We start from the raw sequence: 15438 nt of genomic DNA on the forward strand, positions 1-15438 counted from the left end.
TTAAGCATGTTTTCATGGATGAAAAAAAGGTGAATTACCCTTTTTGCTAAGGAATTTACTATAAAAGAGGGATATACATGTATGATTTTTCGATCATTGGCGGTGGAATTATTGGATTATCTACAGGTATGGCACTCGCAAAACGTTTTCCAAACTCAAAAATGGTGGTAATAGAAAAAGAAAACGAATTGGCTCATCATCAAACAGGTCATAATAGCGGCGTTATCCATTCGGGCATTTATTACAAACCGGGCAGCCTCAAGGCACAATTCGCCCGTAAAGGCAACAAAGCGATGGTTCATTTTTGTGAAGAACACGGCATTCCATACGAAATATGCGGCAAGGTGATCGTGGCCGCAGAAGAGAAAGAACTTCCAATTATGGAGGAGCTTTATGAACGTGGTTTGCAGAATGGATTGGATGTAAAGAAAATCGGTCCTGAAGAATTGAAAGAGATCGAGCCGCATGTAAATGGTACAGGTGCTATTCGGGTACCGAGCTGTGGAATTGTAGATTATCGAGGTGTATCTGCTGCATTTGCACGCCTCATTCAGGAAAGTGGAGGGGATATTCGTCTTGGTGTGAGAGTGGAAAACATCGTAGAAAATATGGATCATGTGACGATCGAAACAAACCGGGGTACCATACAGACACGTTTTCTCATTAATTGTGCCGGTTTGCACAGCGATCGTATGGCTAAAATGGTTGGCATGAAAACGGGGATGAAAATTGTGCCGTTTCGAGGCGAGTATTATGAGCTAGTGCCGGAAAAACGGTATCTTGTCAATCATTTGATTTACCCGGTACCAAATCCCGATTTCCCGTTTCTTGGGGTTCACTTTACCCGGATGATGAACGGAGAGGTTCATGCAGGGCCAAATGCGGTTTTGGCCTTTAAACGTGAAGGATATACGAAAAAAGATATAAACCTTAAAGATCTTTTGGAGATTTTAGCATATCCGGGTTTTTGGAAGATGGCGATGCCGAATATGAGAGAAGGCATGAAAGAAATGGTTCGTTCCTTTAGCAAACAAGCGTTTTTGCGGAGCTTGCAGCGACTCATACCGGAGTTGACGGAGAAAGATATCGTTCCTGCCCAGGCGGGGGTGCGAGCGCAGGCTATTATGCAGGATGGAAGCATGGTAGACGATTTTGCTATTTTCTCAGGGAAAAGGTCATTGCATGTATGCAATGCGCCATCTCCTGCAGCCACGGCCTCCATTCCAATAGGCGAAGCCATCGCCCAACAGATTGTTGAACGGTTTCAACATCAAAAAACATTGGTCTATAAAAAAGAGGAATCAATCTGAAAGGATGATCAGAACAAATTCATCTATGTAATAATTGTTCGTAGAAAGAAGAAAAAATTTAATATATTGACATTGTCTAAGGAGTTGTAGATGTAACGAACGTCGCTTTTTTGTCCATATGTTGAGGCTGACTCAAAAAGCCTGAGAAGATGATTTTTTGAGTCAGCCTTATTTATTAAAAAAGGTGCAAATAATCTAGAATATTTTTTCCAATAAGAAAAACAGTAACAATGATAAATAAAATTCTTACATACGATGCCCCTTTTTTAATGGCAAAGTTTGAGCCTACTAAAGCTCCGAGGATCATAGCAATCCCCATGGGAATGCCATATGCAAAATGGACGGCATCCAAGTACAGAAACATGGTGAGCGCAGCGATGTTGCTGCCAAAGTTAAGGACTTTGGCGTTGCCGGCAGATTGGATAAAATCAAATCCGATGATTAGAAAAGAAAATAGTAAAAAAGAACCTGTACCGGCACCTACAAATCCATCATAAAATCCAATCAAGAGAACGACTAATGCAAAAAGGATGCTTTTTTTCAAATTCATCCCTTGATATCGAGAGTCTTTGCCCCAATCTTTTTTTAAGATCGTGTAGATGGCAACGGCAATAAGCAACACTAGAACCAACGGTTTTAATATTTCTGATGATATATGTTTTACAACAAATGCACCTAAAAAAGAACCTATAAGAGTTAAAGGGAAAAGCTTAGATACAAGAGAAAAATTTACTTTTCCTGATTTAATAAACGAGATTGTGCTCGTTAAAGCCCCCATTGTACTGGCTAATTTATTGGTCGCAATGGCTGCGGAAGGGGGCAATCCTGTAAACATTAAAGCTGGAATTGAAATTAATCCCCCTCCGCCAACTACTGAATCTACGAAAGAAGCTATAAAACCGGAGAGTACTAAGAAGCCCAATATGTAAAAGTTGATATCGTCCATATGCATTCCTCCTAGAATAATGAAAAGCTATTGATCTATCTATTGAAAGATCAATAGCTGATTTATTTTCAATAGATGTTATCGGCGTTCTTTATCTAAGAAAATCGTTCGTAACGAAAAAAACAGATACTTCTCCAATTTAGGTTAGCAACATATCATAACGGAGACTGTTCCAAATCCCTTAACCGGATCCGTATAATATCCATGAACATTAGTAATTACTATAGTGGTAACTAAAATGATCATAACAAATGAATGTACTTTTGTGAATAAAAAATACAGACAAATATCAGGAAATAATTACACTAATAATTAGAAAAGAACTTTTATAAAAGATTGGCCATCATATAGAGGAATCATTTACTAAATCGTCCGTAAAGGATACTATAAAAGTAAATTTTGAATGGTTTGATGAGGATGGTTTCAATATGGATAAAATTTCACAAGAACTTCAGCTGCTTGGTTTTAATCAATACCAGGCGAAAGCCTATGTATCTTTGGTTCATTTAGGTACGTCCAGCGCTTACCAGATTAGCAAACATTCAGGTATACCTCGATCGCGCATTTATGAAGTTTTAGAAGGATTAGAGAAAAAAGGGATAGTGGTGAAAGAGGATGTAAACGGAGCTGCACAATTTTCCCCATTACCGGTTGATGTGTTTTTAGAATCGATTAAAAAGCAGTGGGATGTCACCTTTTCATCTATAAAAAATGAATTAAAACGGTTTGAGAAACAAGAGATCAAAGCTGATAAACGTGTGATAACGATAAAAGGAGAAGAAAACATCCTGTCATTTTGTCGTATTCTGATTCGGCGGGCCAAGCACCGAATCATATTGTCCATTTGGGATTTTATGTATGAACAACTAGTAGACGACTTGCGAGAGAAACAGAAAACTTGCAGTCTTAAGGGGATCGTCTTTCAGGTTGAGAATCCTTTAAAAGATCTGGTGGTACATCGGAAGACAGATTATGTAGAGCAGATTGGAAATAAGAAATGGTTTATCATTTCTGTAGACGGAAAAGAAATGATTTATGGCCATCCGGTAGAACAAAACGGCAATGCCTTCTATACGGATGATGATGTACATGTATCGTTATTGGAGAATTACATCTGGCATGATGTACTGGTCAATCGATTGGTTCAAGAGAGCAAAGAAAATTTACAACCTTGGATATCTGCAGAAAGAGAGAATTTCTTTAAAATGCCAAGGTAAATTCATTTCTAAAATAAGGACAGCTCGTTGTTTACGAATGAAAAGTCCGTTTAAATTTCAGAAAACAAACATAGAAAAACACCGTTCGAATAATCGAACGATGTGAAATAGTGGTTTCATTTTAGGATTTAAAGAGCATCAAAACGCTGTGCAATAACCGTCGAAAATTTGACAATCGCACTGATTCATATGATGAGGTCAACCAGATATTTTTGGTTGACCGGATATGCGCTAGAATGATCTTTATTTCAAAGCATAATGAAGGATGGAGTTGTTAGTCATTGCCCGACATTGGTTTTGGTCGCTGCCCACTTTCAATCGTTTTTAAACTCATTTTGATTTTTTAGCCACTATAATATGCGTTGGCATCCAAGGACCTGTCCACCAGCCTTTCCAACCGGCAAGCGTATGACTATTTAGATATTCCTTCGTTCTAACAATATCCACTATTACCAATGTTCCTCCTGGTTTCAAAACTCGAAAAGCCTCCCGTACGGCTTTCTCTCTGCCTTGCTTATCCTTAATATTATGAATCGCCAGGCTGCTAAACACATAATCGTATATGTTGTCTTGAAAGATAGCGTAAAAAATTTTGTGGCTCGTCACGAACTCAAACCGTTGAGCAGAAGGGAAGCATTGAAACATTTTGACAATAATAAATAAGACGACGAACACGTGCGGAACATTTAAAAAAAGCCGTTTGGTTCGAGCGATAGAAAGGGAAGTCGGTCCAAACGAAGACTTGTATGAAACAAAAAAAGCAGATAAAATGCAAAAAAAAAGAAGAACCTTGACAGAAGAACAGAGTTCATTGTTAGCTGATTTTTCAGTACCCCTGTGTCTTTATACAGCGATGATAGGTCGTTCATTTTATCATTTTGGCGAATTTTAAAAGTCTTTTTATGGAACGGTTGGCTTCATATAAAACAATGTCTTTGTCGATGGTTTTTAGCTCCTTGTTTTCCATGACAATTTGTCCGTTAATGATAGTTGTTTCCACATCATCTCTCGAAGCAGAATAAACAATACGAGAAATAGGATCGACATCATAGGATGGATAAGTATGAAAATTGTTCAAATTTAAGATCACTAAATCTGCCTTCTTTCCAACTTCAATACTGCCGATTTCATTTTCTAGACCGATTGCTTTGGCCCCGCCGATAGTCGCCATTTCGAAAACGCTTTTTGCATTCATGACAGTCGGTCCATGGGTAGGTTTTTGAATAAGTGCCGCCAGTCTCATTTCATGAAACATATTTAAATTATTATTACAAGGTGCTCCGTCTGCGCCTAGACTTAACGAAATTCCCATTTGGAGCATGTTTGGAACGTCTGCGATTCCTGATGCTAATTTTAAATTGGATCCTGGGCAATGACTAATATGAACACCTTTTTCCTTGATGATTTTCTTTTCTTGTTCATCCAGCCATATACAGTGGGCTAATATTAGCCGTTCGTTTGCCAGGCCTAGATGGTCAAGATACTCAATATTTTTCATGCCCGTTTCTTTTTGTACCAGTTCAATTTCCTTTTGATTTTCTGATGCGTGGGTATGAACCTTCACATCGTAGGTTTCCGCTAAGTTTCGAACTTCTACCAGTAATTCCTTCGTGCATGAAATGACAAAACGGGGGGAGAAGGCGTATTGAATTCTTCCGTTATCAAAAAGGTTCCACTTTTCTAGTAAATCGACACTTTCTTGGATGGAATCAGATGTCTTTTCTTGTAATCCGATTGGAACATCTTCTCCTTTATCCATCATCACTTTTCCCGATAAAGCCCTCATTCCGCTTTTGGCGATGGCTTGAAAAGCAAAATCTGTATGATGGACTGTTTCCATATCGACAATGGTAGTGGTGCCGCTTTGAATAAGTTCTCCGATGCCAAGCATTGCTGAATAATAGATGGATTCCTCATCGTGAGCGGCTTCCAATGGCCATATCCGCTTTTTCAACCAATCAAGCAGCTCTAAATCATCCCCTTTTCCTCGAAAAAGAGTTTGGCATAAGTGAATATGGGTTTGCACAAATCCCGGAATGACAGTACGATTTTCCGCATCGATGATTCGATCAACATGATCTGGATTTAATTCTGGACCGATCGAGTGAATCGTGTCATTTTTTATAAAAATATCGCCTATCATAATGTCATTAGCTGGATTCATGGTAATGATTTGAGCGTTTTTAATGAGCAAATTTTTCATTCGATCTCCTCCGTTTTGGTGGTTTGATATATTCTTTTTATTGGTTTGTTCACTTGGGATGGCCATTTCGGCCATGAGTAAAAAAGAAACAAATCGAATTTACCCCAATTATATAGATATAGTAAAAAGAAAATTAAGAAAATTCAATAAATGTGTAATATATCTTTACATAATATATGTTAGAAAATTTGGTAACAGAATTTTCTTAGTACGACATTTTGCAATATGAAAATTTCGAGAAAGATCGACCATCCAAGAAACATACGGCATACGGATTTTGTTTTATTAAAGGATTTCAAAGAATCATAAGGAGAAAATGTGTTTCACTGTTCTCTGCAATTAGCAAGGTTCGTTTTACTGTATAACAGATGTTAAACAAAAATCCAATGGATATTCATGTTATAATTTCTTACATAAAGTGTAGACCATCTTCCTTAAAATGGTTATAATATTTAAAAAAATCAAAAAATAAATTTGGGGATTTTTTGCTTTTTCATATAGTGGAAGCGACCAACATAATTTTTCGAACAATGAAGTGCTCGTTATTTAGGAGAAGCTTCTGATTTGCGGAAATAAGGAACTTCTGATTGATGGCCAAAAAAGATCATCCGTCTTAAAAAAGAGTGCATTGAGATGATTTTGTTCTTTTTGCCATCGGCAAAGGGAAAAGGGTATCCACTTTTCTATGAACCAATCATTGTCCAAAGAATTACTTGATTTTGTTTTGACAAAACTCCACGACTGATTAAAGCTGGCAAATTGCTGTAGAAAAATGTATAACGAGCAAAATGATATGGAAGTTGCAGTTTTCCTTGTCAGCGCAAATGATGATGAAATGGCGTTTCGATGATCTAAGTAGATGGAGAATCATTCTTTGATTAGGATCGATCAAAGAATGTCAACCGTCGAGAGAAGGAAGGATCTAAACATGAGTATAAGAATATTGGATGCAAAAGTTTGGACTCCCACGGATTTGAAAGAAGCATGGGCATTAAGGGAACGATTTCAGTTGCAATCAAGCTTTGTGGCAGGTGGAACTTGGCTGCAAACCCAATGGGAAAAAGGAATACCTTATCCCTCCCACTTGATTAGTTTAGAAAATATAGCTGAACTCGAAGGGGTCGATCAAAGAGAGGTCAATGGGAAGCAGTGTTTGTATATTGGAGCATTGACAAAATTGAATGCTTGTGGCCAACATCCTGCTATTCAAAAACTCTGCCCTTTGTTATCTGTTGCAATTCAACAAATTGCGGCTCCGGCTGTTCGCAATTTAGGAACGATTGGCGGAAATGTAGCTCATGGATTAGGCGATGCCATTCCTGCTCTTTTAACGATGGATGCGGAAGTGTTGTTCTTTGATGGACGAATTTTAAAATCGGAAAAATTGAAGCATTGGCTAAAAGGAAGAAAGAGAAATCAAGAAAGTCTTCTGACAGGCATCATACTTCCGGAATCCCAACATTCTTCATTTAGCAATCAATTTTTTAAAAAAGTCGGGAGAAGAGAAGCTTTTTCGGGATCTGTTGTAACAGTTTCAGGAGTGATTAGTAAAAATGAAGCGGGAGTGATCGATTTTGCTAGATTGGTTGCAGGCGGAGGAGAGAACACCCCTAAGCGGCTGCAAGAAACTGAACAGTTGCTCATCGATCAAAAGATCAATTTTTTATTATTAAAAAATGTATATAAAACAATACTTCATGAATTTCATCCAAATTCTGATGTTTTTTATTCAAATGACTATCGAAGGCGAGTAACAGCTAATATCATTGTTTCCGAATTAAGCCGATTGGGGGAAGCATCGTGAAATTCACTTATTCTAGCAATTTACAGAGATCCGCTATACGACCAGACGGAATCGATAAAGTAACAGGGAAATTAAAGTTTTTAACGGATCTTTCTTTTTCCAATATGCTACATGGGAAAATTTTACGAAGTGCGTATCCTCATGCCAAAATTATTTCCGTCTCTACCAAAAAAGCGGAGGAGCTGCCGGGAGTACGCGCTGTGGTTACTAGTAAAGATGTGCCGGGACTCAATCGATTTGGGTTAATTTTTCCTGATCAACCGGTTTTGTGCGATGAGCGGGTTCGATATGTTGGAGATGCGATTGCTGCTGTGGCGGCAGAGACGGTAGAAATTGCAGAAAAGGCGCTTCAGTTCATCGAAGTAGAATATGAGCCATTGCCCGTTATCAGTGATCCAGAACAGGCTCTCCTTCCTTCAGCACCTCAATTGCATCCTAAAGGAAATATTCTTCATCAAGCTTCCTTTCAAAAAGGAAATATAGAAGAAGCATTTCAAATCTGTGATGTGACGGTGGAAGAAACCTATGAATTGCCGCGTCAAATGCACGCCTATATGGAAACGGAGGGAGGAGTGATTGTTCCGGAAGAGAATGGCCGGATTACGGTATATGTCGGAACGCAGCATGGATATAATGATCGATTTCAATTAGCCCGAATTTTAAATATTCCTGAAAGCAAAATCAGAGTGGTTTCCAGTCCGATGGGCGGTTCTTTCGGCGGAAAAGATGAGTTGAATATTCAGCCGTACGGTGCATTATTGGCGCTCAAAACGGGATGTCCGGTGAAAATTCACCAAGATAGGCGAGAATCTGTCAGATCTGGACTAAAAAGACACCCGATGAAGATTACGATGAAAACGGGTGCCTGCCGTAATGGTAAAATTCTTGCTCATCAAGTACGAATGATCGCAGATACGGGTGCTTACGCAACATTAGGTCCGGCTGTATTAGATTTTGCAGTTGAGCATGCAACAGGACCTTATGTGATACCAAATGTAAAGGTTGAAGGGGTGAGCGTCTATACAAACAATGGTGTGGCTGGAGAGTTTAGAGGATTTGGCGGAAATCAAGTGACTTTTGCGTTGGAAGGGCAAATCGACCGTTTAGCGGTCAAACTTGGAATCTGTCCAATAGAATTGAGGAAAAGAAATCTCCGCAAAGCAGATGATCCGGGTCCTGTAGACCAACAGATTGCACCGACGGACGGAGCAGCACAAGTTTTGAAAGAGATAAGCAAAACTCCCATTTTAACTAAAAAAGATACTGAAAATAAAAAACGTATCTATGAAAAGACGCGGACAGGTGTAGGAGTCGCCATTACGATGCACGGTGGCGGACTAGGGTTTGGGCGCTTAGATCCAGCTGGGGGAAGAATATCGTTAAATGAAAAAGGAAAAATTGAAGTTGCCTTCGGTTTCGAAGAATTTGGTCAAGGATTATTAGCGGTCATTCAGCAGTTAGTGATGAAAGAAGTAGGATGCTCAGCAGATGATATCCAAATCACGATTGGCGATACGGATTGCGTTCCTCGCTCCGGTTCTTCTACAGCATCACGGGGAACGAGCATGGTGTGGCAAGCACTTCAACGGATGAAAGATCCTTTTAAAAAACAATTATTAGAAAAAGCCTCTCAATGCATCAAAGTGCCATCCACTCAATTGTATGTAGGTCCTGGTGGAATTTGGTCTTTAGATGGATCGAATGCCAAGCCCCTCATTACTTACCGGCAACTAGCCGACAAAACAAATGATGATCCCATCCAAATCGAGACGAAATTCCCTTTTCCTACGACTTCTCATTCCATTCCTGGCGGGCATTATTTATATTCTTTTGCCGCTTGTGCGGTAAAAATCGAAATAGATGAATTAACGGGAATAGTGCGAGTGAAAAATCTGGATCAGGTAGTGTCTGCAGGTCCGGTGATTTATCCAACGGGCTACTTAGGACAAATTGAAGGAGGCTCAGTTATGGCATTAGGATATTCATTACTAGAAGAAGCAATCATGAAACAGGGGAGTTACGTAACAAATAATTTCGACTCCTATCTTATTCCTACCATAAAAGACATCCCGACTTCTATGGACATAACAGCTATAGAAGAATTGTGCGAGGGAGATGAATATGGTCCGAGAGGCGTAGGTGAAATCGGAACGGTGGCGGTTGCACCGGCGATTGCAAAAGCGATTCATGACGCAATTGGCTTGTGGGTAACGAAGCTGCCTGTATCACGCGAGGAAATTATAAAAGCGCTCCATCAAAAGGAGATGAAAGAATGGCTGACCAAAAAAATATAGATGAAGTGAAGTCTCCGTTGGAGGAGAAAATAAAAGTCTCTCTTTTGGTTAATGGACATGCAAAGGAACTTCAGGTTCATGCAACGATGCGCCTTGTTGATATATTAAGAGAGGAGCTTCTATTAACGGGTACAAAAGTTTCATGCGGAATTGGCCGTTGTGGCGCTTGTTCAGTCATTATGAATGGAAAATTAGTCAATTCTTGTTTAGTGCGGGCCTATCAGGCTGATCGAAAGGAGATTATGACGATTGAAGGGTTGGGAAAGAATGGACTTCATCCGATTCAAAAGGCTTTTTTAGAAGAAGGAGGCTTTCAATGCGGATACTGCACACCGGGAATGATAATGGCTGTGACCTCCATTTTGTATCAATATGAAAACCCAACTGTGGAGCAAATTTTAGAAGGATTATCAGGAAATCTTTGTAGATGTACCGGTTATGGCGGCATAATCAGAGCGATTCAGAAACTCACAGAATCATAAGGAATAAAAGTTTTCCTGCAAGTTCGCAGGAGAGCTTTTTATTTTGTCGGTTCCATCGCGAAACAACATAACAAAAGGGGCTGATTCAGCGAAATGTGGAATCAGCCCCATATTATTTTTTAGCTTCCTCGATATACTTGGTATCCCCATGGTGATATAAGCAAAGGAATATGATAATGAGAATTAGGTTGAGAAATTCCAAAATGAACGACAACTTTATCTAAAAATAAAGGTTCGTCCAACGTGAGGCCTTTTCTCAGAAAATAATCACCGACGTAAAATAGAAGCTCATATTTCCCTGGAACGATTTCTTGCGGCTCTAATAATGGGCGGTCAACACGGCCATGTTGATTCGTGAAAGTCGTTTGCAGCAGCTGTTTTTCTGTTTCTGATTCATGATCAATCCGGAACAACTTTATTTTTACATTTTCAGCCGGTGTTCCATGGGTTAAATCTAAAATATGTGTTGTTAACCCGATCATTTAAGTGCTCCTTTATGATCGGGTTCATCAGAGAACATAAGAATGTTTTCGTGTGGCAAGTCTTCTTGTGTGACAGTAAAGCTTTGAAATCCATATGGCGGTCGCGGTTCTGTATATACTTTCCCTTCTGATTCAGGAATTTCCTCCACTATTTTATCCCATGTATGATTTTGAGATTCGAAGTAAACTTCTTGAAGTTGAGGGAATCTTTCTAATATTCTGCAGCCGATTAAATAAATTAAATGTTGGATGGAAAGCGTCTCGGTTTCATGAAATACGGAAGTGGCGATGTCGCGAATTTGTTCAGCTGCAACATAATTTTCTGGATTCGTTCCAAATGAGTCTTCCGTGTTTTTGTACTTCCATTTGATGTTTAAGTAAACAAATAGAGGGCGGTTTGAATCCTCTGGAAGAGTTGTGTATTCGTCACGAATAAAACCGACAAAGGAATTTCCGCTGACTTTTATTAATTGAAGATCAGCAAGTCCGCTTTGTTGTTCAGTAATGTTTAGGGTGTTATCTTCATTACGAACCATATTCAAATAAGCTGTGGCATATTCATTTCGTGATTTTTTAAATACTAGCTCACTAGCTGCTCTATTTCCATTCTTTACTGCAAAAGTTGTTTCAAAGGGAATTTCCTCTCCTATCAACGAAATCGTTTCAATATGAGAATATTTCTTCAAAAAAGAAGTAGCTACATATTCTAAAAAACCTTCTATCGTTGTTCCTGTATAACTAGCTAAATGTTTTTGTATAAAGTTTTTCATCGAGTCTGTTGCAACGACTAAGCTGTTATCCCCTTCCGTAAAGGAGGTCAGCAATTTTGTTCCTCCTACTGAGATTTTTACATTTACTCCAAAAAGAATGTGATCTCGTCCGGAAAAAGGAGATTCAGGAATCGTTCTAACTCCAATAAGTGGTTTTAAATAGGTACGGTAGGCAAATACGTCGCCTTTTCCATAATACATGACTCTTTCTTTATTATTGGTCATAGAAATCATCTCTCCCCCATTAATTATTTCTTGTAAACGAAACATCGCGATTTTTTTTATTTCTTCTAATGCTTGTTCAAACTCTGTTCTATAATTATTTTTTAGTCTTTCTTTTATCGTTCTATAAATATCTTGTTTGGTTTTTCCGCGAACGGCCATTACGAAAGGGAATCCAAACTTATCCATATATTCTTTGTTGAGTAGCATTAGATGATTATGTTCATCTTCTGTTAATTCATTTAATCCAGCATGTTTCTGTTCCTCTTGAGAGAAATCGGTTATTTTGGCGTTGGTGCCTAGATGCGGATGCATTTGAATTAATTTTAATTGTTCGTTATCCGAAGCGGTTTCGACAATCTCCACCATTTTATTATATAGAGATTGAAAGGAAGAGTATGGGCGATTGGGTTCTGCTCGTTCGGCCACCCATGATGAATTCTCAAAAACTCCTCCTAATAGATGGATAAATTCGGAAGCACTCATTTCATTTAATTGTTTTAATCGCATCATTTTCCCTCTTTTCTATGATTCTATGGTCGTTTCTAAAGTGCTGCTGACAGTCGGCTTTTTCTTGGATGAAAGATTAAAAAACAAGTTTAAAATAATGGCGGTCAAGCTTCCTGTTACAATACCGTCTCCTACAAGGATTCGCATGAATTGCGGCAATTTTGAAAAGAGATCAGGAACCACTGTTGCACCAAGTCCTAATGCAACGGAGCAGGCTACTGTTAATAAGTTGCTTTGTTGTTCGAAATCTACGGAACTAAGCATTTTAATGCCTGAAGAAACGACCATTCCAAACATGACAATCATGGCTCCTCCTAATACAGGAGTAGGGATAATGGTTGTAAAGGCGGCGATTTTAGGAATGAACCCAAGTAAAACAAGAAGGCTGGCAGCGGCGATTGTAACGTTTCTCGTTTTAATATTGGTCAGTTGGACAAGTCCGACATTTTGAGCAAAAGTGCTGTAAGGAAATGCGTTAAATAAACCGCCTAAAATAAAGGACAAACCTTCAGCCCGGTATCCGAGGACTAAGTCTTGTTCGTTCATATTTTGTTCACAAATTTTGCTTAGAGCAAAGAAGGAGCCTGTAGATTCGATAATGATCACAATACCAACAAGCGTCATTGTGATCATTGGTCCCCACTCGAAAGAAGGCGCACCAAAATAAAAAAGTTCAGGCATATGGAACCATGATGCTTGAGCAACGTTTGTGAAATCTACTTTTCCCATGAAAGCAGCAACAATGGTTCCGGCGATGATCCCAAGAAGAACAGATATTGTTCGAATGAATCCGTGAAAAAATCGATTAATAAGCAAAATGAAAATGAACACTCCAAAAGAGAGGAGTAAGTTTTCTGGATCTCCAAAATGAGGATTCCCTTCACCGCCTGCCATGTTTTTAATGCCGGCAGGTACAAGGGATACGCCAATAATCGTAACAACGGAGCCTGTCACAACAGGAGGAAAAAGCTTTGCCAATTTTCCAAAGAACGGTGAAAAAATGAGAATAAAGATTCCTGCTGTAATGATGGATCCATAGATAGCCCCCATTCCATACTGTGTTCCGATTCCGATTATCGGCGTCACAGCAACAAAGGATGTACCTAATACAACAGGCAATCCGATCCCGAAAAACCTGTTTTTCCAGGATTGAAGCAACGTTGCGATTCCACAGGTCAGCAAATCAATCGATACTAAGTATGCCAGCTCGTTCGACGATAGATGTAATGCTCCACCAACGATTAGAGGAACTAAAATGGCTCCGGCATACATAACTAATACATGCTGCAAACCGAGAGAAACAATTCTAGCCATTCCATAATTTTTCTTCAATGATACCCCTCCCCCTTCTTTATAAATAAAACAACATTGAATGTTATTTTATTTAACATAATAAGGCGAGAGGGCATAGATGTCATTGGTTAATGTGAACAATTTATTTTTAGATAAGTCGACAAATTGTATAAAAAACAAAAGATTCATTATAAAATGAAGCAGAGCAGGTGAGTGTCAATGTTATAAAATCTAACAATAATGAGAAAGACTTTTCTTATAAATGAAGCAAATTTTTGATTCGAAACGCTAATCGAAGGCGGAAAGTAGTATCAGGGTCTTTTAAGCTTTTTCCAATCAGCTCTTTGCAATTTTCCAAACGATAAATGACTGTATTTCGGTGAACATATAGCTTTTTCGCTGTTTCCGAAATGCGACAATGGCTTTCTAAAAAAACAAATAATGTATGCAATAAAATTTGGTTTTCATGAGTAGATTGATCGGATAATTTTTGTAATGTTTCGTCGTAAAAATCTTTTAAATCTTGCGTGGGGATCATTTGTAAAAGTTCAGAAATATCTTTTCTTCGATAGATTTGAATAAACTGACGTTTTCCAGATAGCCGGCCAGTCTGCAACGCCTCCAAAGCTTCCTTAAATCCCTTTTGGACATCCAAAAATTTTTGGCATAAGCTGCTCAGCCCGAAAGAAACAGCCTGATGATACCGATTTTTAATTTTTCTCTGCAGCTCTTCCAAAAAAGGGAGGATGATCGTATGGAGCTCTGTCCAAGATTCTGTGATAGGAAATAGCAAAACACAATTATTCCCTTTTTCAAAATGATGAACGGACTTAGAAAAGAGGTGACTCTCTTCTTCTATAAAATCAAAAATAGCATCCATTTCTTTGCGAGATTCTGTAAAACTTAACTTCGTTCTGCTCTCATCCAATTTCCCAACTGCACATATATAGGATTGGTCATTGATAATCTGAAATTCATTTGCCTTAATGATCACTTCTTCCTGGGATTGAAAGGCTCCTTCTGTAAAATTAATAAAAAATTCATTGAGCACTTTTTTTGTATATTGCTTTAATGCATTTTCTTTCATTAATTCAAAGGAAATCACATTGGCTGCTTGCTCAATGGTTAATATCATTGACGGGTTAGAAAAAGGAACCATGCCAATGACAGCTAAGCAACCGCTGTTTTCCTCATGACTGAAGATCGGAAATACAGAAATGACTTCTCGCTTCGATAGAGTGGAAAAACAAGAATAAGTAGCGTTTGGCAAGAAAAAACGGAAGCCATTTGTGTATAGTTTCCCAAGTTCATAAGAAATCTTGTTAAACGGATGGGAAGAACCGATGATGCGAAAATATTTATTCAGTAATAGAATTGGATATTTAGTCATGGAAGACAAGCTTCTTAGCAACGATGTTAGGCCTTTACCGCTCATGATATGGTTGGTGAATTTTTGATGCGCTTCAATAGCTAAGAGCAATTCATTTGTTCGTTTATCAAGGATATAACTTAATGATTGGTTGACAACTTCTCCTAACGAAATGTCCATTGGAAGTTCTATGATGGGAAATCCGATGTCATTGGCGTAGGCAAGAGCGTTTTCCGGAATTTCTTCTAAGAACCGTTTGGTTTTAATCGCAAGTCCTGCACATTGTTGTTCCAACATACTTTTGATTAACTCAAGTAAGTCGTGTGGGTTGTCTTTAAGATGATAGGCTGTCGTTACCAGTAATTCATTCGGTTTTAAGTAATGGATGATATCGGGAGCATCCATCATATTGACGCTGTACACTTCTCTTTCTTTTCCTTTATGCCCCGCAATTAATCTGGCGTTATGAAAAACAGGTATTTGTAAAATATCGGATATCTTCAAATCTCCTCGCTCCTTTTAGTCGAATTGTACAA

Annotated in this window: 12 protein-coding genes; 5 read left to right on the plus strand and 7 right to left on the minus strand. The window is 38.6% G+C overall.

Annotation, left to right across the window (positions count from 1 at the left end):
* Positions 1-77 precede the first annotated feature (77 nt).
* The gene (lhgO, locus tag N1I87_RS07860; protein WP_341101255.1) at positions 78-1310 is read left to right on the plus strand and encodes an L-2-hydroxyglutarate oxidase; all 1233 of its coding nucleotides are present in this window, start codon (positions 78-80) and stop codon (positions 1308-1310) included.
* A gap of 175 nt (positions 1311-1485) precedes the next feature.
* Here the strand turns inward: lhgO and N1I87_RS07865 are convergent, their stop codons facing one another.
* Positions 1486-2256: a TSUP family transporter gene (locus N1I87_RS07865; RefSeq protein WP_341101256.1), complete on the minus strand. Its 771-nt coding sequence runs from the start codon at positions 2254-2256 to the stop codon at positions 1486-1488.
* A gap of 428 nt (positions 2257-2684) precedes the next feature.
* Here N1I87_RS07865 and N1I87_RS07870 point away from each other — a divergent pair, with 428 nt between their 5' ends.
* Positions 2685-3473 carry a TrmB family transcriptional regulator gene (locus tag N1I87_RS07870; RefSeq protein WP_341029750.1) on the plus strand — a complete coding sequence of 263 codons (789 nt, stop codon included), beginning with the start codon at positions 2685-2687 and terminating at the stop codon, positions 3471-3473.
* 330 nt (positions 3474-3803) lie between these two features.
* On the opposite strand, the gene N1I87_RS18025 is transcribed toward N1I87_RS07870, so the two are convergent.
* Both N1I87_RS18025 and N1I87_RS07875 read right to left on the minus strand, forming a co-directional pair.
* Positions 3804-4118, minus strand: coding sequence for a class I SAM-dependent methyltransferase (locus N1I87_RS18025; RefSeq protein ID WP_445285712.1), 315 nt, complete (start codon positions 4116-4118; stop codon positions 3804-3806).
* Positions 4119-4338: 220 nt separating this feature from the next.
* The gene (locus tag N1I87_RS07875) at positions 4339-5676 is read right to left on the minus strand and encodes a 5'-deoxyadenosine deaminase (RefSeq protein ID WP_270583782.1); all 1338 of its coding nucleotides are present in this window, start codon (positions 5674-5676) and stop codon (positions 4339-4341) included.
* A gap of 928 nt (positions 5677-6604) precedes the next feature.
* Between N1I87_RS07875 and N1I87_RS07880 the strand changes: the two genes are divergently transcribed.
* From N1I87_RS07880 to N1I87_RS07890, 3 genes are read left to right on the plus strand one after another with little or no spacing between them, the layout of a single operon-like run.
* Positions 6605-7480 carry an FAD binding domain-containing protein gene (locus N1I87_RS07880; RefSeq protein WP_340395878.1) on the plus strand — a complete coding sequence of 292 codons (876 nt, stop codon included), beginning with the start codon at positions 6605-6607 and terminating at the stop codon, positions 7478-7480.
* On the plus strand, positions 7477-9774 hold the full coding sequence (gene pucD / locus N1I87_RS07885; RefSeq protein ID WP_341101258.1) for a xanthine dehydrogenase subunit D: 2298 nt from the start codon (positions 7477-7479) through the stop codon (positions 9772-9774). Before N1I87_RS07880 ends, pucD begins: the two co-directional genes overlap by 4 nt.
* Complete coding sequence (locus N1I87_RS07890) at positions 9753-10256, plus strand: (2Fe-2S)-binding protein (protein WP_340395880.1); 504 nt, start codon at positions 9753-9755, stop codon at positions 10254-10256. The genes pucD and N1I87_RS07890 overlap by 22 nt, the downstream gene beginning before the upstream one ends.
* 119 nt (positions 10257-10375) lie before the next feature.
* On the opposite strand, the gene uraH is transcribed toward N1I87_RS07890, so the two are convergent.
* From uraH to N1I87_RS07910, 4 genes are all read right to left on the minus strand, one after another.
* The gene (uraH, locus tag N1I87_RS07895) at positions 10376-10738 is read right to left on the minus strand and encodes a hydroxyisourate hydrolase (RefSeq protein WP_341101260.1); all 363 of its coding nucleotides are present in this window, start codon (positions 10736-10738) and stop codon (positions 10376-10378) included.
* A complete protein-coding gene (pucL, locus tag N1I87_RS07900; protein ID WP_445285684.1) occupies positions 10735-12243 on the minus strand; it encodes a factor-independent urate hydroxylase in 1509 nt (502 codons plus the stop codon). The genes uraH and pucL overlap by 4 nt, the downstream gene beginning before the upstream one ends.
* A 12-nt stretch (positions 12244-12255) precedes the next feature.
* Positions 12256-13554 (minus strand): nucleobase:cation symporter-2 family protein, encoded by a 1299-nt coding sequence (locus N1I87_RS07905; protein ID WP_341103309.1) that lies wholly within the window; start codon positions 13552-13554, stop codon positions 12256-12258.
* Positions 13555-13789: 235 nt separating this feature from the next.
* Positions 13790-15406: a PucR family transcriptional regulator gene (locus N1I87_RS07910; protein WP_270583779.1), complete on the minus strand. Its 1617-nt coding sequence runs from the start codon at positions 15404-15406 to the stop codon at positions 13790-13792.
* Positions 15407-15438 lie beyond the last annotated feature (32 nt).

The sequence above is a fragment of the Bacillus sp. FSL W8-0102 genome (genome assembly GCF_038007225.1).
GTDB lineage: Bacteria > Bacillota > Bacilli > Bacillales > DSM-4216 > Bacillus_O > Bacillus_O smithii.

Coding starts and splice junctions, on each gene's coding strand:
- lhgO (WP_341101255.1), top strand. CDS start 78: ATGTATGATTTTTCGATCATTGGCGGTGGAATTATTGGATTATCTACA.
- N1I87_RS07865 (WP_341101256.1), bottom strand. CDS start 2,256: ATGGACGATATCAACTTTTACATATTGGGCTTCTTAGTACTCTCCGGT.
- N1I87_RS07870 (WP_341029750.1), top strand. CDS start 2,685: ATGGATAAAATTTCACAAGAACTTCAGCTGCTTGGTTTTAATCAATAC.
- N1I87_RS18025 (WP_445285712.1), bottom strand. CDS start 4,118: ATGTTTCAATGCTTCCCTTCTGCTCAACGGTTTGAGTTCGTGACGAGC.
- N1I87_RS07875 (WP_270583782.1), bottom strand. CDS start 5,676: ATGAAAAATTTGCTCATTAAAAACGCTCAAATCATTACCATGAATCCA.
- N1I87_RS07880 (WP_340395878.1), top strand. CDS start 6,605: ATGAGTATAAGAATATTGGATGCAAAAGTTTGGACTCCCACGGATTTG.
- N1I87_RS07890 (WP_340395880.1), top strand. CDS start 9,753: ATGGCTGACCAAAAAAATATAGATGAAGTGAAGTCTCCGTTGGAGGAG.
- uraH (WP_341101260.1), bottom strand. CDS start 10,738: ATGATCGGGTTAACAACACATATTTTAGATTTAACCCATGGAACACCG.
- pucL (WP_445285684.1), bottom strand. CDS start 12,243: ATGATGCGATTAAAACAATTAAATGAAATGAGTGCTTCCGAATTTATC.
- N1I87_RS07905 (WP_341103309.1), bottom strand. CDS start 13,554: ATGGCTAGAATTGTTTCTCTCGGTTTGCAGCATGTATTAGTTATGTAT.